Source organism: Paractinoplanes atraurantiacus (genome assembly GCF_900215205.1).
GTDB lineage: Bacteria > Actinomycetota > Actinomycetes > Mycobacteriales > Micromonosporaceae > Actinoplanes > Actinoplanes atraurantiacus.
The window spans coordinates 67395-89303 of record NZ_OBDY01000002.1 but is presented as its reverse complement, the minus strand read 5'-3'; the positions used below and the strand labels follow the sequence as shown (position 1 = coordinate 89303).

The following is a 21909-nucleotide window of genomic DNA, read 5'->3' as shown; positions in this document are numbered from 1 at the left end:
TCATCACACTGGCCGGGTGACCGGTAGTCACCCGGCCAGGAGAGGCATCAGGCGCGGCGGAGGCGGCCGGCGGCGTTCAGTTCGGTGATGACTGCGTTCAGCTCGTCCAGCTCGTCGTCGCCGTTGGCGGCTGTCACCTGGGCTCGGAAGCCGACCTGGTCGCGCGGGACCAGCGGGTAGGCCGCCAGCGTCACGTAGATGCCGCGGTCCCACAGGAGCTTGCCGACCACGTCGATGTCCTCGCCCTCGGCCAGCGGCAGCTCGATCACCGGCGTGTTGCCCGTGTTCGGCGTGTAGACGCCCAGGGCCCGTACGTGGTCCAGCACCTTCATCGTCTTCCGGTAGAGCGACGCCCGGATGTCGTCGCCCCGCTTCTCGTTCACCGACAAGCCGGCCAGCACCGTCGCCAGGGACGCCGTCGGGGCCGGGCCCGAGTACAGGTACGGCGGCGCCGACACCTTCAAGTGGTTCTTCAGCCACGTCGGCAGGGCCAGGAACGCCAGCAGCGACGAATAGCTCTTCGAGAAGCCACCCACCAGCACGATGTTGTCGTACGTCTCGCCGGCGTACTTGACGATCGCGTTGCCCTTGAGGCCGTACGGCGACTTCTCGTTCGCCCCCCGCTCGCCGATCACGCCGAAGCCGTGCGCGTCGTCCACGTACAGCAGCGCCCCGTATTCGCGGCACACCGCCGCGAACGCCGCCAGGTCCGGCGCGTTGCCCGTCATGCTGTTCACGCCGTCCATCGCCACGATCTTCGAGACCCCGGCCGGCGCCGCCTTCAACAGCGAACGAAGATGATCAACGGAGTTGGCGTGGAAACGCGTCACGGTAGCGCCCAGCCCACGGGCGTACATCGAACCGTCGTAAATGGTCTTGTGGGCCTGTGAGTCGAGGAAGATGTGCCCCTTGCCGGCCAGGATCGGCAGGACCGACATGTGAATGTGCGTGATCGTCGGCAGGACCAGCGTGTCCGGCGCGTCCAGCAGCGCCGTCAGCTTCTCCTCGATCTGCGGGTAGAGCGCCGGATTGCCCAGCAGCCGCGACCAGCTGGGGTGGGTGCCCCAGCGGCGCACCTCGGGCTCGATCGCCTCCATGATCTCGGGCTCGAGGTCGAAGCCGAGGTAGTTGCACGAGGCGAAGTCGGCCAGCCAGTGGTCGCCGACCCGGATGCGACGGCCCTTCACCTCTTCGATCGTGGCGTCGTACATGGGGTTGCCACTGCGCAGCCGCTCCAGGTCCGCCCACCGGCCGTCGCGCTTGACGAACTCGAGACCGTCGCTCATGAAAGGCCCTTCGTGAGAATCGTTGACTTGAACTCTTCGGATGTGACCGGCTTGGAGAACAGGTAGCCCTGTCCGTACGGGCAGCCCATCGCGACCAGGGCCGCGCGGTGCTCCTCCAGCTCGATGCCCTCGGCCACGACCGCCAGGTCGAGCGTGCGGGCCAGGTTGACGATCGTCTCGACCAGCGCCATCTGCTGGCGGCTGTGCAGGATGTCGTCGATGAAGGACTTGTCGATCTTCAGGACGTCGACCGGCATCTGGCTCAGGTAGCTCAGCGACGAGTAGCCCGTGCCGAAGTCGTCGATCGCGATCCGGACGCCCATGGCCCGCAGCTCGTGCAGGTCACGCCAGACCTGGTCCGCGTCGTGCAGCACCAGGCTCTCGGTGATCTCCAGGAGCAGCCACTTGGGGTCGGCTCCTATTTCGGCCAGCACCTCTTTGACTTGAGAGACGAAGCCTGGTGTACGGAACTGACGGGCCGACACGTTCACGCTGACGTACCGCATGAAGCCGCCGGCGTCCGAGCGCCGCCACTCGGCGAAGGTGCGCAGCGCCTCGCGCAGCACCCAGCCACCGATCGCGACGACCGCACCGTTCTCCTCGGAGAGCTCGATGAACTCGTTCGGGCCGAGCAGGCCGCGCGCCGGGTGCTGCCAGCGCACCAGGGCCTCCAGGCCGATCGTCTCGCCGGTCGGCAGGTCGACGATGGGCTGGAACCGCAACCGCATCTGGTCGCCGGGCACCGCCTCGTTGAGGGCCGAGCGCATCTCGAGGCGGCGCAGCATCGCCTCGTGCATCTCGTCCTCGTAGCGCTGCCACGTGTTCTTGCCCTCGGTCTTCGCCCCGTACATGGCCACGTCGGCCCGGCGCAGCAGCTCGGTGATCCCGGCCGTCTCGGCGCTGGTCGCGACGCCGACGCTGGCCGCGCCGCGCACCAGGTGCGTGGCCCCGGTGGCGTCGGTGACCTCGATCGGCTCGGCCAGCGCGGCCACGATGCGCGCCGCGATCTGCTCGGCGTCGGCCTGCGCGTCGACCTGCTCCAGCAGCACCGCGAACTCGTCGCCGCCGGTGCGGGCCACCGTGCTCAGCGGCCCCACCACGGCCGAGATGCGCTCGCCGACCGTGGTCAGCAACTGGTCGCCGGCGGCGTGCCCGAGCGTGTCGTTGACCTCCTTGAAGTCGTCGAGGTCGATGAAGAGCACGGCCACCTCATGCCGGCGCCCGTCGGCGAAGCGGGCCGCGTTCTCGAGCCGGTTCTGGAACAGCGCGCGGTTGGCCAGCCCGGTCAGCGCGTCGTGGAACGCCTGGTGGGCCAGGTCGTTCTCGAGGCGCCGGCGCTCGGTGACGTCTCTTATGGTGACCACGAGCCCGGCCACGGCCGGGTCGTCGCGCAGGTCGCGGCAGGTGCACTCGACCTGCAGGAGCAGCTCGTCGCCGCTGATGGCGGTCAGGTCGACGCCGTCGCGGAAGCCCTGGCCGGAGCGCACCTGGTCGAGCAGGGCGGTCAGCTCGGCGTGGTCGGTGGCGGCGATGAGCCGGCGCAGCGGCATGCCGACCATCTCGGTGTGGCCGAAGACGGGCAGCGCCGACGGGCTGGCGTAGCGGATCACCTCGTCGTCGCCGACGATCATGATGACGTCGGAGGCGCTCTGGATCAGGGCGCGGAAGTAGTCCTCGCTGCTGCGCCGGTTCACCTCGGCGGTCAGGTTGATCCGCTCGATGGCCATCGTGCCTTGCGTCATCAGGGCCACGAAGGCCGGCTCGAGCGCGGTCAGCACCTCGTCGTCGGCGGCCAGGTAGAGCCGCCGGTGCCGGCGGGGCTCGCCCGGCTTGCGGGGCGACGCGATCGCCTCGGCGCACAGCGCCCAGGTGAAGCCGGCGAACGTGTGACCGACCAGGGCCGGCTCGTCGGCGATCAGAACCTTGCGGGTGCCGACCAGGCCCGTCGTGTGGCCGGGCTTGGCGTCGACCGAGAGCACGAACTCGGCCCACGGCTGCCCGGCGGGCACGATCGCGCCCATCGCCTTCTTGAGGGCCTCGTACGCGTCGGCCTCGCTGCTCGCGGCGACCAGGTCGGCGCCGGTGATGCGCAGCGTGCGCTCCCGGGCCGCGTTGATCCGCTGGGTCTGCATGAGCCCGGCCACGCGCAGCATCACGGCCAGGAACATCAGCGCGCTGGCGGTGGCGATCATCGGGGCGTCGGTGACGTCGCCGCCGAGGTCCTCGATGAGCAGGACGGCCGGGGCGATCAGGGCCGCGGCCACCATGAGGGCGATCCGGCGGCCGCCGGCGATGGGCTCGGTGGCCCGTTCGCCGTCGACGGTCAGGTCACGCATCGACGGGTGCAGCGAGGACAGCGCGATCGCGGTGTAGAACAGGATCCAGCCGAAGTCGACCGGCCCGCCGACCTGCCAGTTGTCGGCCAGCTGGCGCAGGCCGTAGATGACGTCGGTGACCAGCAGGCTGGAGACGCCGACGACCAGGATGGTGAGCGCGGCCGGCTTGCGGCCGCCGCCGGTCAGCAGCCGGGCGAACATGGCCAGGGCCAGCACGTCACCGAGCGGATAGGCGATCGAGACCAGCTTGTCGGGCAGGGTCAGGCCGGTGTCGTGCACGTACGGCGCGATCAGGAAGACCCAGGAGAGCAGGCCGAGACCGGCCGTGGGCACGAGCGCGTCGAGCAGCGCGGCCCGGTTGTCGGTGCCCGACCGGGCCCGGATGAAGATCAGCAACGCGATCGCGAGCATCGGGTAGATGATCAGGTAGAACAGGTCGGCCAGCGACGGGAACGGGTTGGCGTACCCGAGGTAGTCGGTGAGCACGTTGTAGGTGGTGTCGCCGAGGGTGAAGCAGGCGACAACGGCCGAGAGCAGATACCAGGGCAGCTTCCGGGACGGCTTGTGCAGCCGGATGCCGACCAGCACGGCCGCCGCCCCGGAGAGGCCGATCGCCGCCCAGGAGTACATGCTGAACTCCGGCAGGGCGTAGAAGACCACCGTCAGGGCAGCCACCCACGCGGCGAAGCACATCTGCATGCGCGCGGCGGACATCCGTGCCTCCGATCTAGGGAACAACAGGCCCCTAGATCGGCCGGCGGTGACGCCGCTTTACGAAAACCGGTGCAGGGTGGCGCGGAGCCGGTCCAGGTCACGCCGCCGGCGCTCCAACGTCATCGCGAGCATCACCAGCAACAGCCCGGCCGCGGCGAGCGGAATCCATCGCGGAAGCAGATCCCACACCGGCGCCAGCTCGTGCAGCGCGACCAGGGCGAGGACGTCGCCGCCGAGCAGCACGGGCGCCCGCAGTCCGAACCGGGCGCCGGCCAGCACGATCCCCAGCGCGCCCAGACCGAGCAGCAGCCGTCGCAGGTGCTGCCCGTCGCCCACGAGGATCGAGATCAGGCTCGGCGTCAGCGCCAGAACCAGGGCGAGGCCGTAGGTGGTCCAGCTTCCGGCCGCCGGGCGCGCCCGGCGGACCAGCATTCCGGCCAGGAGGGCGACGCTTGCGGTCATCAGGGTGTACGCCTCCAGCACGCTCACACCCGCCTGAGCCATCGCGAGGATCGCCACATCGACGATCACGGCGTACGCCCCCAGCACCGCCACCGGCCGGCGCCAGGCGACCGGGACGAGAACAACCGTGGCCGCCACCAACAGCGCGAACGCCATCGGCGGCGCCCAGTCCGTCCGCGCGCCCATGACTTGGTCGACGGTCATGACGAAAACGGTGACACCGAGCACGCCCGCCGCCGAGAAGACCCCGGCGCGCGCGCCCGTCGCTGGGAGCGCCCCGGCCCACGCGCCCACCGCCGTCCCGGCCCGCGCGGCCGGCACGACGCGTCGCGGGGCCACCGCGAGCACCAGCAGAGATGCCACCAGAACCACCGCGGCCACGTCGGTCAGCGCGGCGGCCGGGCTGATCATCGCGGTGACCCGGCCGGCCGCGATCACGAAGGCCACCACCAGCAGCGCCGCCGCGATCTCCTGGGCGATCCGCTGCCGCGCGGCGACCGCGCCCGCCACCACGACGAGAGCCGCGGCGATCAGCGCCACCGCCGGCCACACCGGCTCCTCCGAGGCCAGACCGACCAGCGCGTGTCCGGCCGCGACCATCACGGCGACCCCACCCGCGACAGCGGCGGCCAGGCGAAGCGGCAGGGCTGCCGTGCGCAGCGGCACGGCAGCCGTGCGCAGCGGCCCACCGGCCAGGGGCGGGCGCCCGGGGGCCAGCACCACCACGTCGAGCGCCGCCACCCCGGCAAAGGCGAACGCCCAGCCCGCACGTCCCGGCCCGGCCATCGCCGCCAGCAGCGGCACCACCGGCTGGGCCACCAGCAACGCGGCGTATCGCGGCGCCACCAGCCCCGTGAAGTGCTCGTACCCCGCCGCGACGGCCCCGGTCACGGCGCAGACCGCCGCCGCGTACCCCCATCCCGAGCCGTCGGCGACTCCGAACAGGTTGACGTGCCAGGCGGCGTACCCGTCAAGCAGCGTGAGAAGAAGGCCCACCGCGGCGAAAGTCTCGGCCGTGGCCGTCAGGCCGCGCCGGATCACCAACGGCGGCACCGCGAGCGCCACCCCGGTGAAGCCGGCGAGCACCACGGCCCGTCCGCCGACCCCGAACTGCGCCCAGGCCACCGCCGTGAAAACGACCGCGGCCACCGCGAGCAGCAGTCCACCCAGCAGAAAAAGCACATTTTGCGCGAAACGCGGAGCGGGCGATGGGGCAGCGGCCGGCATCCGGGACCGTACCCGCGCCGCAGCCGCGTTGCGCCGCGCCCACACCTCGTTGAGCGCCCTCTCGATTTCCGTCACAACCAGACGCGCCGCCCCGAGCCGCCGGATCAGCTCGGTGATCTCGGCGTCCGCCCGGGCCACCTCGGTCGCGTCGGGGTCGGTGGCATGCCCGCAGTCAACGGAGCCGCACCTCGCGCAGGGATCAGTCACGCCGTCGATCCTCGTCGCCGACGGCCCGCCGGTGATGAGTTCGCGTACTCATTTGACCGGGGCGGCGATAATCCCGGTCGATGATCGAGATACGGGAATTGACGAAGACCTACGGCGGCGTCGACGCCGTCAAGGACGTCACGTTCACCGCCTCGCCGGGCCGGGTCACCGGTTTCCTCGGGATGAACGGGTCGGGCAAGACCACCACCCTGCGCGTGCTGCTCGGCCTGAGCCGCGCGACCTCGGGCCGGGCCCTGGTCAACGGGCGCCGCTACCGCGACCTCGACCAGCCGTTGCGGCAGGTCGGCGCTGTCCTCGAGCAGGGACTCAGCCATCCCGGCCAGACCGGGCGCGGCCATCTGCGCACTCAGGCTTTCCTCTGCGGCGCGAGCTCCGGGCGGGTCGACGAGCTTCTGGAGTACGTCGGACTGGCCGATGCCGGGAGCAAACGGACCGGCGACTATTCCCTCGGCATGCGGCAGCGCCTGGCCGTGGCGACCGCGATGCTGGGCGAGCCATCCGTTCTCGTCCTGGACGAGCCGGCCAACGGCCTCGACCCGTCCGGCATGGCCTGGCTGCGCGGGCTGCTGCGCGGCCACGCCGCGGCCGGCGGGACCGTGCTCATCTCCAGCCACCTGCTCGGCGAGCTGGAGCAGCTGGTCGACGACGTGGTGATCATCGCGGACGGCCGGGTCCGCCTGGCCGAGCCTCTCGAGGCGCTGACCGGCCGCCAGGCGCTGCGGCTGCGGGTCCGCGGCCGTGACCCGCACGCGCTGTGGGCCGCCTTCGAGCAGGCCGGGGCCGGAGTGACCACCGATGGGCAGGTGCTTTTCGTGACCGGGCTGACGCCGGAGGACGCCGGCGAGATCGCGTACGAGGTCCGGCAGCCGCTCTACGAGCTCACCGTCGACACCCCGACGCTGGAACAGCTCTTCTTCCAACTGGCGGGGAGCGCCGAATGATCGCCGTGATCCGCAGCGAGCTCTACCGGACGCTGTCCATCCGCTCCAGCTGGGTGTCGCTGGCCGGCACCATCGCCCTGGCCATGGTGTTCGGCTTCCTCAGCGCCGACTTCTGGTCGCTGTTCGCCGGGCTCGGCGCCTTCGGCATCGCCGTGGTCACCACCTCGGCCCACTATCAGCACCGGACCGCCGTGCTGCTCTTCCTGGGCCGGCCGCGCCGGCTGGCCGTGCTGGCCGGCCAATGCGTGGCCGCGGTGCTGATCGCGGTGGCGCTCGCCGTGATCAGCGGCTTCACCTTCATCGGCGGCCAGGAGTCGAAGCAGTTCACCGGCACCCTGATCGCCGTCCCGATGATCGCCCTGTTCGGCGTGGCCAACGCGACCCTCGTACGCCGGCCGCTCTGGCTCTTCGTCGGTTACATCAGCTTCATCACCTTCGTCGAGGGCCTGCTCGGCCAGCTCAAGGACCCGTGGCCGTTCACCTCGTTCCTCGACGCGGCCGGCGGCAAGCCGGAAGGTCTGCTCAAGTTCACCCTCTGGACCGTCCTGGCCATGGCCGGCGCGATCTGGAGCATCCGGCGAGATCTGTCCGGCGACTGATGTCACAACCGCGAGGGCTGCTTACGTCTCGCGGGCATGAACATCTTGATTCTGGGTGCCGGATACGCCGGCCTGGCCGCGACCACCAACCTGGCGGGCCGCCTGCGCCGCCGCGACGACGTGACGATCACGCTGGTCAACGCCGAGGAGCGGTTCACCGAGCGCCTCCGCCTGCACATGACCGCGGCCGGCCGCACGACCGCCGAGCTGAGCATCCCCGAACTGCTGAAGGACACCCGCGTCCGGTTCGTCCGGGGCCGGGTGACCGGCCTGGGCGACGGCGTCGCGTACGTCGACGGTGAGCCCCTCCCCTACGACCGGCTCGTCTTCGCGCTCGGCTCCGCGGTGGCCGCGCCCGATCACACGTACACCCTCAACAGCTGGACCGAGACGCAAGCGCTGGCGAAACGCCTGTCCGGGAGCCGGCGTGCAGGCCTCTCCCCTCGCCGCCCAGGCCGGCTTCACCGTCGACGACCGCGGGCGCATCGTCACCGACGAGAGCCTGCGCTCAATCTCGCACCCGCATGTCTACGCGGTCGGCGACGCCGCCCACATCCGGCAGCGCTACGGGGTCATGCACGGCACCTGCCAGGGCGGCATGCCGACCGGCGTGCACGCGGCCATGTCGATCGCCCGCGAGCTCGACGGCAAGCAGCCCAAGCGGTTCCGGTTCGGCTACTTCCACATGCCGGTCAGCCTCGGCCGGGCGACGCGGTCGTCCAGTTCACCCGCCCCGACGACAGCCCGCGCCGGACATACCTGGCCGGGCGGGCGGCCGTCCGGTACAAGGAGACGGTGACCGCGAGCCCCTGGCCCACCTTCCGCCGCATGCTGCGCCTGCCCCGGTCGGCGTCGTTCTGGACGTACGGCGGGCGGTACACCCGGTGACCAGCGCCTCCGACGACTACCGCAACCTGCTGTTCGCGGTCGCCTACCGCATCCTCGGCTCGGCCTCCGACGCCGAGGACGCGGTGCAGGACGCCTGGCTGCGGTGGTCGGCCGCGGACCGCTCGGACGTCAGCGACCCCAAGGCCTATCTGACCCGCATCGTCACCAACGTCGCGATGGACCACCTGCGCTCGACCCGGCGCCGGCGGGAGACGTACGTGGGCCCGTGGCTCACGGAGCCGATCCTGACCACGGCGGAGACGGCCGACGCCGACTCGGTGTCGATGGCGATGCTGGTGGTGCTGGAATCGCTGAGCCCGCTCGAACGGGCGGTGTTCGTGCTGCGCGAGGTCTTCGACTTCGGCTACGCCGAGATCGCGGCGGCGGTGGAGCGTTCGGAGGCGGCCGTACGCCAGGCCGCGCACCGGGCCCGCGAACACGTGCAGGCCCGGCGGCCCCGATTCGAGACGGACCGGGCCCGGCAGCGCGACGTCACCGACCGGTTCCTGGCCGCGGCCGCGGGCGGCGACATCAACACGCTGATGGAGTTGCTGGCGCCGGACGTGACGCTCTGGACCGACGGCGGCGGCAAGGTGCGCCAGGCCCTGCGCCCGGTGCTGGGCGCGCCGAAGGTGGCGACCTGGCTGGCGGCGGTGGCCCAGACCACCTACGAGGGCGTCACCCCGGCCGAGATGAGCGTGGCCGTGGCCGAGGTCAACGGCGGTTTCGGCCTGGTCTTCACCGGCGCCGGCCGCGTGATCTCCACCCTCACCTTCTCTTACGACGCCACCGGCCGCATCGTCGACATCCACAACGTCGCAAACCCCGACAAACTACGCGCCATAGCGAGCGGGATCCCACACTGACCACTTCTCCACCGTGATCTCGATATAAGGACCCTCGGGTACGGCCGTCTGATACTGCGCGTACTTCGCGACCAGCTGCGGCAGCCCGGCGGGGGCGTCGTCGCGGACGCGGGCCACGCCGTCCGCGCGTACCCACCAAAGGTTTTGCCAGTCGTTCTCGTAATGGTCGGCCAGGACGCTGACGCGCGGCTCGGCGGCGATGTTGGCCAGCCGCTTGAGGGCCCGGCTCCGCTTCGGCTTGCCGTCCACGGCCGAGACGATCACGTCGCCGACCAGGGCGAACACGATCGGCACGAGATGCGGCGCCCCGTCCGCGCCGACCGTGGCCAGGCGGGCCACCGGCTGCGCGGCGAACCGCTCGGCCGGCGTCACCGCCCGACCAGCTCCCCGATCGCCTTCTCCCACTTCTCCAGGGCCGGCTCGACGACACTCCACGGCCCCGACGGCAGCCACACCGACGCCCGCTCCACCCCGGCCTCGGCGCACTTCTCCAGCGCCTTCGGGTCCGGCGGCACGCTCAACATCTGAATCTGCAGGTAGCGGTCGGCCTTGGCCCGCAACTCGGCCACCCGCGCCGCGATGTTGTCGTCGCGCCACTGCGGGAACCACCCGTCCCCGTACTCCAGCACCCGATCGACCACACTCTCGCCGCCGCCGCCGATGAGCACCGGCGGGTTCGGCTTCTGGGCCGGCTTCGGCCACGACCAGATGCGGTCGAAGTTGACGAACTCGCCGTGGAAGCTCGCCTCCTCCCGCGTCCAGATCTCCTTCATCGCCTTGATCCGCTCACCGAACAGCCGCACCCGCGTCCGCGGATCGGTGCCGTGGTTGCGCATCTCCTCGCGGTTCCACCCGATGCCCACCCCGAAGTCGAGCCGCCCGCCGCTGAGATGGTCGACGCTGGCCACCTCCTTGGCCGTGGTGATCGGATCCCGCTCGATGACCAGGCACACCCCGGCGCCGATCCGCAGCCGGCTGGTCGCCTCGGCCGCGGCGGTCAGAGCGACGAAGAGGTCGTACGTGTGCGAGTACTTCTGCGGCAGCACGTCACCACCGGGCCACGGGGTCTCACGGCTGGCCGGAATATGCGTGTGCTCCGCGAAGTAGAGGGCGGCATGCCCGCGCTCCTCGACCCGCCGCGCGATCTCACCGGGCCGAACGCCGTCATGGGTGGGAAAGTAACCGACACCGAAATCCATGCGGATGATCCTATGAACCGCCGGGCGCCCCCGCGACGTGTGACGGGAAAGCACGAGAGGAGAGTCCCATGATCCTCGGCATAGTCGTCGCGCTGCTGGTGGGTTTCCTGTCCGGCCTGCTGGCCTTCAAGAAGACGAACGAATACTGCGACCGCCACGGCGTGACCCGCCTCTGCCCCCTGTGCGCCGAGGACCACTCCCCCGTGAGCGCCTCGCACAGCGAGCCCGCGCCGGCTGAGCGAGCGGTGCCGGCTGTCTAGGAGCGACGGTCCATGAGGCCGCTGCGATGGGCGATCGCCACCAGCTGGGCCCGGCTCGACGCTCCCACCTTGGCCAGGATGCGGCTCACGTAGGTCCGTACGGTGTCGGGACTCAACTTCATCTCCCGGGCGACCTCGGCGTTGTCGCCGCCCTCGGCCACCGCGACCAGCACCTGACGCTCCCGGTGGCTGAGCCGGGTCAGCCTCGGGTCGGGCGCCGGCGGGACGGGCGCGTCGGCGGCCGCGCGCATGGCGCCCAGCACCTCGGCGTCGGTGTCGAACGTGGTCAGCATCAGCACGGCCACGCCGGCGCATCCGGGATCCGCGCGCAGGGCCCGGGTGGCGGCCACCCCGCCGACGCCCGGCATCCGCACGTCCATCAGAACCACATCCGGTCGTGTACGGCGGGTCAGCCCCACCACCTGAGCCCCGTCGGAAGCCTCACCGACCACGGTGATCGGCTCGCCGTCGCCGCCCTGGAGCAGCACGGTCAGCCCGGCCCGGATGATCGCCTGGTCGTCGGCGAGGACCACCCGCGTCATGGCGCCTCCCGGGGGATCGACGCTTCGACGCGCCAGCCGGCGGTCAGGGTGCCGCCCAGGGCCGTTCGGTCAGCTCGTGGATGCGGCGCCGGGCCCGCACCAGCTCGCCCAGCGCGATGGCGGTGACGGCCAGCGCGACGTGCCCCACCATGTCGTAGAGCAGGACGTACCGTTCGCTCTGCCCCTCGAGGATCCGGAAGACCGCCGAGACGCCCAGGGCGATGACGGCGGCCGCGCCGGCCGACCGGCGATGCCCGGCCTCGGCCGCCGAGAAGAGGGCGGCGGCCACCGGCACCGCGACGCCGATCGCCGGATAACCGGCGGCGTCTGCGGGCTGGCCCTGGCCGTGATCCACAATCTCCTGTGGGACGGGGAGTCCGTGCTGCTGCGCGGCGCCATCACGGTCAGCAGCCTCTTCACCGGCCTGGCCGTGGGCGCGATCTCCGGAGCCGTCGCCTGGCTGATCAGCCGTCGCCGGCGGCGCGCCGTGTGAGTTCGGCAGGCACATGATGAGGGCCCGGCCATGTGGCCGGGCCCTCATCGCGGCCCGCATCTCGTCGGTCAGCTTGCAGAGGAGTGCGGCCCTGCCCTGGGCGGGTCGAAGCTGGCCAGGACGTTGACCAGCGGGCGGGTCGGTACGGGATTGATGGTCATGATTCCTCCGCAGGGGTCACTTGGTCGTGCGTGGTTTGCGGGTGACGCCCGTGGCTCGGGTGGAGCGGGAGACGACGCCGCGGTTGGCGGGCTTGGCGGTCGTGGGTCGTTGCGAAGCCGGAAGGGCCCTGGCCTACCTGTTCGCCACCACCGCCCATGTCGAGCCCGTCGCCACCCACACGAAGCTGGAGCAACTGGCTGAGGTCGACGATGCGCCGACTCGCCAGATGTGTCACTGGGGACTACAGCGCCTGCAGCACTACGACGAGATCAACATCGTCAAGGCGACCCACGAAGTCGAGTTCTCCCCGGGCAACTGAGCGAGCGTGCACGTCCCCTGGCTCATCAACCGACTCCGATGATCTCTTGCAGGTTGCGGAGGGTGTCGATGCGATAGGTGGCCTGCGAGAAGTCCTGCGACCGGGTGAAGTCGTTGTGGACGACGGCGCAGTCGATGCCGGCCGCCACGGCCGAGCGCAGGCCTCGTGACGAGTCCTCCACGACCAGGGCCTCTTCCCTGGTCGCGCCGAAGCGCTTCAAGGCGGTCAGGTACGGCTCCGGGTGGGGCTTGCTGAGCTCGTAGTCCTCCCGCACGAGGACGAACTCCATGAAGTGCCTGATCCGGCGCTTCTCGTGGATGAGGTCGAAGTCCGCCCGCTTGGCCGTGGTCACAATGGCCATGCGGACATGCCGGGACAGCTCGGCCAGGACCTCCTCGACGCCGTCGATCTCGATGGCTTCCGTCCGCAGATACTCCTGGTAGTACTCGTCCCGGACCCGGCGCTGCCGGCTGATGGTCTGCTCGTCGACGCCGGCCGCGCGGGCCTGGGCCCACGTGCCCAGCCCCTGGGCCATGTCCCGCAGATAGCGATCCCTGTCCAAGGCCACACCGATGTCGGCCAGCGCGCGTTCGCCGGCCTTGAAATACCAGTGCTCGGTGTCCACCAGCACACCGTCGTGGTCGAAAAGCACGTACTGGATCACAGGCGGCGGACCCGTAGAGCCTCGGCCACCGACCATGCCTGGAACGGGCAGCCCGTCGCGGCGTGGGGAGCGTCGCCGTCGGCCGTCTCCGAGATGGAGCCCAGGCCGTACTCGGACAGGTGGTCGTCGGCGTCGGAGATGATCTGGGTGGCGGGGACTCCTATGCGGTGCCAGGACGTCACGAACGGGCCGATCAGCCAGGGCCAGACCGTTCCTGTGTGGTACGCCGCGTCGCGTTCGGCCGGGGTGCCCCGGTGGGTTCCGCGGTAGCCGGGGGTGTGCTGGGCCTGGCTTCGCAGACCCAGCGGCGTCATCAGGGCGGCGCCGATCGTCTGCAGGGCGGCGGGGGTCGGGCGGAGCGGGGCGTACGGCAACGACCAGGCCAGAAGCTGGTTGGGGCGCATCGTGGCGTCGTCGCCCGTGGGGCCGTCGATGACGTCGTAGAGCCAGCCGGTGGGGGCCGGGAAGCGGCGGGCGAAACTGGTCAGGGCCTCGGGGTGGGCCTTCACGGCCGGGCCGGCGCCGGCGCGGGCCTGCCAGGCCAGCTTGATGACCATGGCCAGGGCATTGATCCACAGGGCGTTGATGTCGACGGCCTTGCCGGACCGTGGGGTGATCGGCACGCCCTCGACGCGGGCGTCCATCCAGGTCAGGGCCTCGCCGGGGGCGCCCTGGCGGAGCAGGCCGTCGGTGGGGTCGACACCGATGCCGTAGCGGGTGCCGCGCAGGTGGTTCTCGACGACGTCCAGCAGCGCCGGGAGCAGCTCGGCGGCCAGGTCGACGTCGCCGGTCACCGCCACGTGGCGGCCCACCGCGTGCACGAACCAGAGGGTGCCGTCGGCGGTGTTGAACTCGACGCTGCCCGTGTCGGCGGTGTTGGCCAGCATGCCCTCGGACAGCGTCGCGGCGTACGACAGCAACAAGGATCGTCCCTCGTCGAAGCGGCCCCTGGACAGGAAGAGGCCCTCGTAGCTGATCATCGTGTCGCGGGACCAGGCGCCGAACCACGGATAGCCGGCGACAACGTCAAATGCTTTGGTGGTACGGATGATGAAGGCGTCCGCCGCGAGCGCGAGCGTCGCCTGGTCGTCGTCAGCCGGCGCGGCCGCCGCTACGACGGCAACGTTCCGGGCGCGGGCGGCGGTGACAAGATCGGCGGCCGACGAGGCGTCAGGAGGCGGCGCGCTCAGATCGCCCGACCAGGCCGTGACCGAAGCCGTGGCGCCGGGTTGGCGTAGCTCGGCGTGGAAACTCCCCGCGTACCACAAATCCTCTGTCGGGGTGAGGCCCCGCGCCGCCTCCTCGCGGTGCCGCACGCCGCGCCACCACGCACCCGCCCGGCGGAATTCGGGACCCCGCAGCCGGTACGCCTCCTCGACCACGCAGCCGCCCTCGACGGCGGTGACCTCGGGCGGCGGACCCGAGGCGGTGCGCTCGCCGTGGATGTCGCGCCACGTGCACAGGGCGTCGAGGGTGAGGCTGACCGGGCCGCCGGTGAGCAGGCGATGCACCACGGCGACGGCCGGGCGGCCGGTGACCATGGCCAGCGTGCGCTCCAGGACGACGTCGCCGATCCGCCAGCGCCAGCGAGGCAGGCCGTCGACCAGTTCGAAACTCGTCAGCAGCTCGTGGCCGCGCGGGGCGATCGTGCCGTCGGACCATTCGTGGGTGGCCAGGCGCACCGACGCGCCCGAGGCGAGGGTGAGGACCGGGTCGAGCGAGGCCAAACCGAGCCGCCGGGAAGCCGGCGTCTCGCCCGCGACGACGAGCAATCCGTGGTAGCGGCGGGTCCGCAGACCGCCTATCGTGCCCATGGCGTAACCGCCGAGGCCATCGGGTACAAGCCACTCACGAGTGGCGGACTCGCCGAGGTGCCCGCACACCTGGGGGCCGAACGCCGTCCTGCGCAGCGTAGCCATCAGATGACCTCCAGTTCTCGGGCACAATCAATCTAGATGGGCATCGGACAGTGGGGGTGAGACACGGCGTGGCGGAGCGCTTACGCCTGGCGCAGGCGGACTCCGGCGAGCAGCCGTGGCGGGCATGGGGCCCCTACGTGGCGGAGCGCGCGTGGGGCACGGTCCGGGAGGACTACAGCGAGCACGGGACGGCGTGGGACTACTTTCCCCATGACCACGCGCGGTCGCGAGCCTACCGGTGGAACGACGACGGCATGGCCGGTATCTGCGACGACCGGCAGACGTTCTGTTTCGCGCTGGCCCTGTGGAACGGGCAGGACCCGATCCTCAAGGAGCGGATGTTCGGGCTCGGCGGCGACGGCGGCAACCACGGCGAGGACGCCAAGGAGTACTGGTGGTACCAGGACTCGACGCCCACCCACTCGTGGATGCGGTGGCGCTACCACTATCCGCAGGAGGCGTTTCCGTACGACCAATTGGTCCGGGTGAACGGGCAGCGCTCCCGCGAGGAGGCGGAGTACGAGCTCGCCGACACCGGGATCTTCGACGAGGACCGCTATTGGGCGGTGACCGTCGACTACGCCAAGGCGTCGCCGAAGGACATGTGCATCGCGATCCACATCGCGAACCGCGGCCCGGCTGCGGCCACGCTCCACGTGCTGCCGACGTTGTGGTTCCGCAACACGTGGTCGTGGGGGCTGCCCAATCGCGCCGTACCGTCGATCGTCGGTCGTCCGGGCCGGCTCGCGGGCCGTCATCGCACGCTGGGGAGCATCGTCCTCGAGGGTGACGAGCGGGGCGCGCCGCTGCTCTGCGACAACGAGACCAACTCGCAGCGCCTGTGGGGCCAGCCGGGGACGACCATGTTCCCGAAGGACGGCATCAACGACTTCGTGGTCTCCGGCGCCCCGACCGTCAACCCGGCGCTGACCGGGACGAAGGGCGCGCTGCACTACAAAATCACCCTCGGCCCTGGCGAAACGCGGACGATTCGCCTTCGGCTGGCGGCCGACGACGACCAGGTGGGCGCGCTCGACCTGGCCGACGAGTGGAACGAGGTCATGCGCGGGCGGCTCGCGGAAGCCGACGAGTTCTTCGACGCCGTCATCCCGGCCGCGGCGTCGCCCGAGGAGAAGGCCGTGGCCCGGCAGGGCATCGCCGGGCTGATGTGGGGCAAGCAGTTCTACCACTTCGACGTGAAGCAGTGGCTGGCCGGCGATCCCGGCTCGGCGCCGCCACCACCGGGCCGGCGCTACGGGCGCAACAACGCCTGGTGGCACATGAACAGCTTCGACGTCATCTCCATGCCCGACCCGTGGGAGTACCCCTGGTACGCGGCGTGGGACCTGGCGTTCCACTGCGTCTCCATCGCCCGCGTCGACCCCGCCTTCGCCAAGGCGCAGCTCGTGCTGCTGCTGCGCGAGTGGTACATGCACCCCAACGGCCAGATCCCGGCCTACGAGTGGGCGTTCGGCGACGTCAACCCGCCCGTGCACGCGTGGGCGGCGCTGCGCGTCTTCGAGATCGACGGCGGCCGCGACTTCGACTTCCTGGCCCGCGTCATGCACAAGCTGCTGATGAACTTCACCTGGTGGGTCAACCGCAAGGACGTCGGCGGCAACAACGTCTTCGAGGGCGGCTTCCTCGGCCTGGACAACGTCGGCCCGTTCGACCGCTCGGCCGCCCTGCCCGTGGCCGGGGTGCTGGAGCAGTCCGACGGCACGGGCTGGATGGCCATGTACGCGCTGAACCTGCTCGACATGGCGATCAGGCTCGCGCTGCACGACCGCACCTACGAGGACATGGCGACGAAGTTCTTCGAACACTTCGCGTACATCGCGGAGGCGGCCTATCGCCAGGGCCTGTGGGACGAGGAGGACTGCTTCTTCTACGACCAACTGCGCCTGCCCGACGGCCACAAGTTGCCGCTGAAGGTGCGCTCCATCGTGGGCCTGCTCCCGCTGGCCGCGACGACCCGCATCACGAAGGCCACGCTGGACCGCCTGCCCGAGCTGAGCGCCCGCCTGCGCTGGCTGCGCGCGTCACAGGGCGAGGTGGCCGACGTGATCAGCGCCCGCCGCCTCTCCCCCGAGGGCCGCCAGCAGCGCCTGCTGGCCATGGTCGGCCAGGACCAGCTGCTGCGTGTCCTGGGCCGCATGCTCGATCCGGAGGAGTTCCTTTCGGCGTACGGGATCAGGACCCTTTCCCGATCGCATCTCGAGAAGCCCTTCACCGTGTCGCTGGGCGGCTCCGACTTCACCGTCGGCTACGAGCCGGCGGAGAGCACGAGCGGCCTGTTCGGCGGCAACTCGAACTGGCGCGGCCCGATCTGGATGCCGGTCAACTATCTGCTCATCGAGGCCCTTCGTGAGTACGCCGGTTTCTTCGGCCACGACTTCAAGGCGGAGTACCCGACCGGCTCGCAACAGAAGGAACCCCTGGCCGACATCGCCGACGACATCTCACGCCGGCTGATCGCCCTGTTCCTGCCGGACGAGAACGGCCACCGCCCCATCTACGGCGCCTCGAACCTGCTGCAGACCCACCCCGACTGGAAGGACCTGATCGTCTTCCCCGAGTACTTCCACGGCGACAACGGCGCCGGTCTGGGCGCCTGGCACCAGACGGGCTGGACCGCCCTGGTCGTCGACCTGATCCTGACCCTGCGCCGCTGAACCGGCCACCTCATAATTTCCGGATGCTCTACGACGACCTGCGCCGGGCGCTGACCGGCCGGGAACGACTCGAAGCGCTCCGGCACACCGGGCTCGGCGCGGCCGCCGACGAGGCGTTCGACCGCTTCGCCGAGATCGTCCGCCGGGCGCTGCACGTGCCGGTGGCGCTGGTGTCCCTGGTCAGCGACGACCGGCAGGTCTTCCCGGGCGCCTGCGGGCTGGGCCATCCGTGGCAGGAGGAACGGCAGACCCCGCTGTCGCACTCGTTCTGCCAGCACGTGGTGGCCACCCGGGAGCCGCTGGTGGTCGTCGACGCCCGCGCCGACGACCGGCTGCGGGACAGCCTGGCCATCGCCGACCTGGGCGTGGTCGGCTACGCGGGAATGCCACTGACCGACGCCGACGGGCAGGTGCTCGGCTCGCTCTGCGCGATCGACCACGAGCCCCGGCACTGGACCGAGGCCGAACTGTCGCTGCTGGCCGACCTGGCCGCGGCCTGCTCCGACGCCCTGCGGGCCCGGATCACCTGGTTCGGGGCCGAGCTGGTCACCGCCCGGACCCGGCTGCTGTTGCACGCCAGCGCCGCCCTGGCCGACGCCGACAGCGTCGACAAGGTGGTCGACGCGGTGCGCGAGCTGGTGACGGGCACACTCGACCCGGCGTACGTCGGTGTCTCCCTGGTCGAGGAAGGCGAGCAGGTGGCGCTGGCGTCGAAGCGACTGCTGCCGCCGGCGCAGGCCGAACGGTGGGCACGCTATCCGGCCGGTACGCGCACCCCGTCGGCGCTGGCCGCGCGGACCGGCCGGCCGGTGCTGCTGCCCGACCTGGCGGCGGTCGCCGCGACGGCGCCGGACGCGCTGAGCACCTTCGAGGAGCTCGGATGGCAGTCGGCGGCCAGCGTGCCGCTGCGGGGACCGACCGGCGCCGCCGGGGCGCTGACGTTCGTGTGGAGACAGCCGAACGTGCTGGACCCGGGCGAGCAGGCGATCCTCACCGCGCTGTCCGGTTTCGTGGTGCAGGCGCTGACCCGCGCCAACGTGCTGGCGGACCGGCGGGCGGCGGCCGCGGTGTTGCAGAAGGCGCTGCTCAGCCCGCTGCCCCGGCACCCGAAGCTGCGGATGGCGGCCCGCTACGCCCCGGCCCACCGCGAGGACCACGTCGGCGGCGACTGGTACGACGCGCTGACCCTCGAAGGGGACCGCCTCGTGCTGGTCATGGGCGACGTCACCGGGCACAGCGTGACCGCGGCCGCGGCGATGAGCCAATACCGCAGCATGCTGCGCACGCTGGTCATCGACCGGCACGAGCCACCGTCGGCCGTGCTGCGCCGGCTGGAGCACACCCGCCGGGCGGTGGGCCTGGAAAACCTGGCCACGGTGCTGCTGGCCTACCTCGAGCCGGACGACGCCGGCGGATATCAGCTGACCTGGGCCAACGCGGGCCATCCGGCACCGGTGCTGCTGCTGCCGGACGGCGAGGTCGTTCCCCTGGGCGAGCACGACCCGCTGATCGGCGCGGTCCGCCGCATCTCCCGCCGCAACCAGACACAGCACCTGCCACCCGGCGCGGTCGTGCTGCTGCACACCGACGGCCTGGTCGAGAGCCGCACGGCCACGATCGACGAGGGCTTGGCCCGCGTCCACCGCCTGCTGTCCGACCACGCCACCGACGACGTCGAACTCCTGGCCGACCGCCTGCTGCGAGACGCCGGCGCGGCCGAACGCGACGACGACGTGGCGCTCCTGCTGATCGCCACACCACGACACCCCGTCGCCTGACCGGCGGTCCTCACACGGTCAGCACGATCCGCCCGAAGACCTGGCCCGCGTCCATCTGGCGGTGAGCCTCGGCGGCCTCGGCCAGCGGCAGGACCTGGTGCACGACGGACTTCAAAGTCAGAAGCGACGATTCCCGTACGGCTTGAAGCGCGCCCGCCGGCACAGTGTCGGCGCTGAAGGTCGCGACGGTGAGCGACTTCCGGAACGCGGCCATGAGCCGGGCGCCGAGGTCCGCGGGCGGCGGACCATCGACCGCACCCACGATCACCAGCCGCCCGTTCACCGCGAGCCGATCGAGCATCAGCCCGTCGCCCGCCACAACGTCGATGATGACGTCGTACGCCTCGGGCCCGTCCCCCACGCCGGCCCGGTCGAGCACATGGGTCGCGCCGAGCTCCCGCAGCCGGCGCCCCCGCTCGGCCGAGCTGGTCGTGACCGCCACAACCGACGCACCCCCACGCGCGGCAAGCTGAACAGTCGCGATGCCGAGGCTCCCAGCGGCCCCGCGCACCAGCACCGACTCCCCCGCCGCGAACCTCGCCTGGGCCAGCCCGAAATGCCCGACCACCCCTGCACTACCAAGCGTCACTGCGTCTACGGCGGCGACACTGTCCGGCAGCGCCACGACATCACGCAGCACCACGACCGCCTTCTCGGCATAGCCGCCCCCGGTCCCGGTGAAGGCCCACACGCGCCGCCCCACCCACCCGGGATCGACGCCCGCACCGACCGCCGCCACCGTCCCCGCCACTTCCCCACCAGGAACAAACCCGGTTCGGAAGCCGTACGCGGCCAGCGCACCCCGCCGAATGAGCACATCACCGCCGGCCACCCCGGCCGCCTCAACGTCGACGAGCACCTGCCCGCCCCCGGCCACCGGCTCCCCCAGCTCGACGACACCAAGCCCGTCCGGGCTCCCAAACTCCTTGATCACCACAGCTTTCATGCCCGCCGACGCTAACGGACGCCCCCGTCCACTTGGCTAAAGTGAGAGCGTGCCCGCAGTTTTGCCTCAGACACGACCGCCCACCGGCACGCCAGCCCTTCACGAGCCGCGGATGAGCGAGCCGCGGGCGGGCAAGGCGCGAATGAAACCCGGCAAGGCGCGGACGGCCGCGGCGCGGGCGGAGTCCAGCGAGCGCCGGGCGGCCAAAGTTCCGACGCGGCCCGGCGAGCCGCGCATGAGCAAACCGCGGCCGGGCCACACGCGGATCTGGCAAGGCGCGAGTGAGGTCCGGCGAGACGCGGATGAGCGAGCCGCGGGCGGGCCAGACGCGGATCCGGCGAGGCGCGAGTGAGGTCCGGCGAGACGCGGATGAGCGAGACGCGCGCGGGCAAGGCGCGAATGCAACCCGGCAAGGCGCGGATGGGCACGGCACGGGCGGAGTCCAGCGAACGGCGGGCGGCCAAGGCGCCCACGCGGCCCGGTGAGCCGCGCATGAGCAAACCGCGGCCGGGCCAGCCGCGGATCCGGCGAGGCGCGAGTGAGGTCCGGCGAGACGCGGACGGGCCAGGCGCGGACGGGCCAGGCGCGGACGGGCCAGGCGCGGACGGGCCAGGCGCGAATCGGTCAGGCGCGGAGAAGGCCCGGCGAGACGCGGGCGGGCGAAGCGCGGGCGACCGAGGCGCGGAAGGGCGAGGTGCGGACGGGCGAGGGGCGGAGAGGGTCCGGCGAGGCGGGGATGGACGAGAGGCGGATGAGGTCTGGCGAGGCGCGGGCGGGGTCGGCGGCGCGGTGACGGCGCACGGCGATGAGAGGAAGGTGCGGGGTGGCGCGGGGATGCGCTCGGATGCTCGGGACAACCGGGAGCGGATCCTCGCGGCGGCGCGTGAAGTCTTCGCCGCTGACGGGCTTGACGTGCCGATGCGTGAGATCGCGCGGCGGGCCGAGGTCGGGCCGGCCACGCTCTATCGGCGGTTTCCGACCAAGCAGGCTCTGATCACCGAGGCTTTCACCGAGCAGATGTACGCCTGCTACGCCGTCGTCGACGAAGGCCTGGCCGACCCCGACGCGTGGCGTGGCCTGCGCATGGTTGTCGAGAAGCTCTTCGTGCTGCACGCCGAAGACCGCGGCTTCGCCCGGGCCTTCACCGACACCGCCGCCCGCGAGCGTGGCGTCGCCTCGCTGGCCGAGCTGCTCCACCGGGCCAAGGCGGGCGGCCACCTGCGCCCCGACGTCACCGTCGACGACCTGATCCTCGTGCTGGTCGCCAACTCCGGCCTGCGCGCCACCTCGGCCACCACCCGCGTGGCGGCCTCCCGCCGCTTCGCGGAGCTGACCCTCCGAGCCTTCGCCACCAGCCCCGATCCCGGCCCACCGCGAACCTGAAACTCAAGCCCCGACCGCGGCC

General features: G+C 71.4%; 21 protein-coding genes. 10 read left to right on the top strand and 11 right to left on the bottom strand.

Annotated features, from left to right (window positions below; translation table 11 throughout):
- Positions 1-47: 47 nt before the first annotated feature.
- Genes CRP55_RS07095 through CRP55_RS07085 form a run of 3 tightly spaced genes read right to left on the bottom strand, consistent with a single transcriptional unit; the run spans position 48 to position 6232 of the window.
- A complete protein-coding gene (locus tag CRP55_RS07095) occupies positions 48-1286 on the bottom strand; it encodes an aminotransferase class I/II-fold pyridoxal phosphate-dependent enzyme (RefSeq protein ID WP_097318868.1) in 1239 nt (412 codons plus the stop codon).
- On the bottom strand, positions 1283-4336 hold the full coding sequence (locus CRP55_RS07090; RefSeq protein WP_097318867.1) for a putative bifunctional diguanylate cyclase/phosphodiesterase: 3054 nt from the start codon (positions 4334-4336) through the stop codon (positions 1283-1285). Before CRP55_RS07090 ends, CRP55_RS07095 begins: the two co-directional genes overlap by 4 nt.
- A 57-nt stretch (positions 4337-4393) precedes the next feature.
- Entirely contained in the window at positions 4394-6232 is a 1839-nt protein-coding gene (locus tag CRP55_RS07085) for an SCO7613 C-terminal domain-containing membrane protein (RefSeq protein ID WP_143234444.1), read from the bottom strand.
- 80 nt (positions 6233-6312) lie between these two features.
- Between CRP55_RS07085 and CRP55_RS07080 the strand changes: the two genes are divergently transcribed.
- Together CRP55_RS07080 and CRP55_RS07075 are read left to right on the top strand one after the other, a co-directional pair.
- Positions 6313-7194 (top strand): ATP-binding cassette domain-containing protein, encoded by an 882-nt coding sequence (locus CRP55_RS07080; RefSeq protein WP_097318865.1) that lies wholly within the window; start codon positions 6313-6315, stop codon positions 7192-7194.
- Positions 7191-7793, top strand: a complete 603-nt coding sequence (locus tag CRP55_RS07075) for a hypothetical protein (RefSeq protein WP_097318864.1) — start codon at positions 7191-7193, stop codon at positions 7791-7793. Before CRP55_RS07080 ends, CRP55_RS07075 begins: the two co-directional genes overlap by 4 nt.
- Positions 7794-7814: 21 nt before the next feature.
- Here the strand turns inward: CRP55_RS07075 and CRP55_RS54400 are convergent, their stop codons facing one another.
- Positions 7815-8156: a hypothetical protein gene (locus tag CRP55_RS54400; protein ID WP_179855048.1), complete on the bottom strand. Its 342-nt coding sequence runs from the start codon at positions 8154-8156 to the stop codon at positions 7815-7817.
- Between the two features lie 64 nt (positions 8157-8220).
- On the opposite strand from CRP55_RS54400, the gene CRP55_RS54395 reads away from it, so the two are divergent.
- Both CRP55_RS54395 and CRP55_RS07060 read left to right on the top strand, forming a co-directional pair.
- The gene (locus CRP55_RS54395; protein WP_245922857.1) at positions 8221-8592 is read left to right on the top strand and encodes an FAD-dependent oxidoreductase; all 372 of its coding nucleotides are present in this window, start codon (positions 8221-8223) and stop codon (positions 8590-8592) included.
- A gap of 85 nt (positions 8593-8677) precedes the next feature.
- Complete coding sequence (locus CRP55_RS07060) at positions 8678-9547, top strand: RNA polymerase sigma-70 factor (RefSeq protein WP_218854144.1); 870 nt, start codon at positions 8678-8680, stop codon at positions 9545-9547.
- Here the strand turns inward: CRP55_RS07060 and CRP55_RS07055 are convergent.
- Together CRP55_RS07055 and CRP55_RS07050 are read right to left on the bottom strand one after the other, a co-directional pair.
- Complete coding sequence (locus CRP55_RS07055) at positions 9515-9919, bottom strand: TIGR03668 family PPOX class F420-dependent oxidoreductase (RefSeq protein ID WP_245922856.1); 405 nt, start codon at positions 9917-9919, stop codon at positions 9515-9517. The genes CRP55_RS07060 and CRP55_RS07055 overlap by 33 nt on opposite strands.
- Entirely contained in the window at positions 9916-10746 is an 831-nt protein-coding gene (locus CRP55_RS07050; RefSeq protein ID WP_097318859.1) for an LLM class F420-dependent oxidoreductase, read from the bottom strand. Before CRP55_RS07050 ends, CRP55_RS07055 begins: the two co-directional genes overlap by 4 nt.
- A gap of 68 nt (positions 10747-10814) precedes the next feature.
- Between CRP55_RS07050 and CRP55_RS07045 the strand changes: the two genes are divergently transcribed.
- A complete protein-coding gene (locus tag CRP55_RS07045) occupies positions 10815-11006 on the top strand; it encodes a hypothetical protein (RefSeq protein ID WP_097318858.1) in 192 nt (63 codons plus the stop codon).
- Here CRP55_RS07045 and CRP55_RS07040 read toward each other — a convergent pair.
- Positions 11003-11548, bottom strand: coding sequence for a response regulator transcription factor (locus CRP55_RS07040; RefSeq protein WP_097318857.1), 546 nt, complete (start codon positions 11546-11548; stop codon positions 11003-11005). The genes CRP55_RS07045 and CRP55_RS07040 overlap by 4 nt on opposite strands.
- A gap of 43 nt (positions 11549-11591) precedes the next feature.
- Positions 11592-11903 (bottom strand): hypothetical protein, encoded by a 312-nt coding sequence (locus tag CRP55_RS07035; protein ID WP_097318856.1) that lies wholly within the window; start codon positions 11901-11903, stop codon positions 11592-11594.
- Here CRP55_RS07035 and CRP55_RS52805 point away from each other — a divergent pair.
- Together CRP55_RS52805 and CRP55_RS07030 are read left to right on the top strand one after the other, a co-directional pair.
- Positions 11895-12041, top strand: coding sequence for a hypothetical protein (locus tag CRP55_RS52805; RefSeq protein WP_179855047.1), 147 nt, complete (start codon positions 11895-11897; stop codon positions 12039-12041). The genes CRP55_RS07035 and CRP55_RS52805 overlap by 9 nt on opposite strands.
- A gap of 211 nt (positions 12042-12252) precedes the next feature.
- Positions 12253-12522: a hypothetical protein gene (locus tag CRP55_RS07030; RefSeq protein ID WP_143234442.1), complete on the top strand. Its 270-nt coding sequence runs from the start codon at positions 12253-12255 to the stop codon at positions 12520-12522.
- Positions 12523-12547: 25 nt separating this feature from the next.
- Here the strand turns inward: CRP55_RS07030 and CRP55_RS07025 are convergent, their stop codons facing one another.
- Together CRP55_RS07025 and CRP55_RS07020 are read right to left on the bottom strand one after the other, a co-directional pair.
- Positions 12548-13174, bottom strand: a complete 627-nt coding sequence (locus CRP55_RS07025) for an HAD family hydrolase (protein WP_245922855.1) — start codon at positions 13172-13174, stop codon at positions 12548-12550.
- An 8-nt stretch (positions 13175-13182) separates the two neighbouring features.
- A complete protein-coding gene (locus CRP55_RS07020) occupies positions 13183-15105 on the bottom strand; it encodes an amylo-alpha-1,6-glucosidase (protein ID WP_097318853.1) in 1923 nt (640 codons plus the stop codon).
- A gap of 68 nt (positions 15106-15173) precedes the next feature.
- Here CRP55_RS07020 and CRP55_RS07015 point away from each other — a divergent pair, with 68 nt between their 5' ends.
- A complete protein-coding gene (locus CRP55_RS07015) occupies positions 15174-17780 on the top strand; it encodes an MGH1-like glycoside hydrolase domain-containing protein (protein ID WP_097319214.1) in 2607 nt (868 codons plus the stop codon).
- A 23-nt stretch (positions 17781-17803) separates the two neighbouring features.
- Positions 17804-19558, top strand: a complete 1755-nt coding sequence (locus CRP55_RS07010; RefSeq protein ID WP_097318852.1) for a GAF domain-containing SpoIIE family protein phosphatase — start codon at positions 17804-17806, stop codon at positions 19556-19558.
- A gap of 10 nt (positions 19559-19568) precedes the next feature.
- On the opposite strand, the gene CRP55_RS07005 is transcribed toward CRP55_RS07010, so the two are convergent.
- On the bottom strand, positions 19569-20504 hold the full coding sequence (locus tag CRP55_RS07005) for a zinc-binding dehydrogenase (RefSeq protein ID WP_097318851.1): 936 nt from the start codon (positions 20502-20504) through the stop codon (positions 19569-19571).
- Positions 20505-21338: 834 nt separating this feature from the next.
- Here CRP55_RS07005 and CRP55_RS06995 point away from each other — a divergent pair.
- Positions 21339-21887: a TetR/AcrR family transcriptional regulator gene (locus CRP55_RS06995; RefSeq protein WP_097318849.1), complete on the top strand. Its 549-nt coding sequence runs from the start codon at positions 21339-21341 to the stop codon at positions 21885-21887.
- Positions 21888-21909: the final 22 nt, after the last annotated feature.

Bases quoted from the DNA above. Each gene is read 5' to 3' on its own strand.
- CRP55_RS06995 (WP_097318849.1), top strand. From the start codon at position 21,339: ATGCGCTCGGATGCTCGGGACAACCGGGAGCGGATCCTCGCGGCGGCG.
- CRP55_RS07095 (WP_097318868.1), bottom strand. From the start codon at position 1,286: ATGAGCGACGGTCTCGAGTTCGTCAAGCGCGACGGCCGGTGGGCGGAC.
- CRP55_RS07020 (WP_097318853.1), bottom strand. From the start codon at position 15,105: ATGGCTACGCTGCGCAGGACGGCGTTCGGCCCCCAGGTGTGCGGGCAC.
- CRP55_RS07050 (WP_097318859.1), bottom strand. From the start codon at position 10,746: ATGGATTTCGGTGTCGGTTACTTTCCCACCCATGACGGCGTTCGGCCC.
- CRP55_RS07075 (WP_097318864.1), top strand. From the start codon at position 7,191: ATGATCGCCGTGATCCGCAGCGAGCTCTACCGGACGCTGTCCATCCGC.
- CRP55_RS07080 (WP_097318865.1), top strand. From the start codon at position 6,313: ATGATCGAGATACGGGAATTGACGAAGACCTACGGCGGCGTCGACGCC.
- CRP55_RS07010 (WP_097318852.1), top strand. From the start codon at position 17,804: ATGCTCTACGACGACCTGCGCCGGGCGCTGACCGGCCGGGAACGACTC.
- CRP55_RS07040 (WP_097318857.1), bottom strand. From the start codon at position 11,548: ATGACGCGGGTGGTCCTCGCCGACGACCAGGCGATCATCCGGGCCGGG.
- CRP55_RS07005 (WP_097318851.1), bottom strand. From the start codon at position 20,504: ATGAAAGCTGTGGTGATCAAGGAGTTTGGGAGCCCGGACGGGCTTGGT.
- CRP55_RS07090 (WP_097318867.1), bottom strand. From the start codon at position 4,336: ATGTCCGCCGCGCGCATGCAGATGTGCTTCGCCGCGTGGGTGGCTGCC.
- CRP55_RS07045 (WP_097318858.1), top strand. From the start codon at position 10,815: ATGATCCTCGGCATAGTCGTCGCGCTGCTGGTGGGTTTCCTGTCCGGC.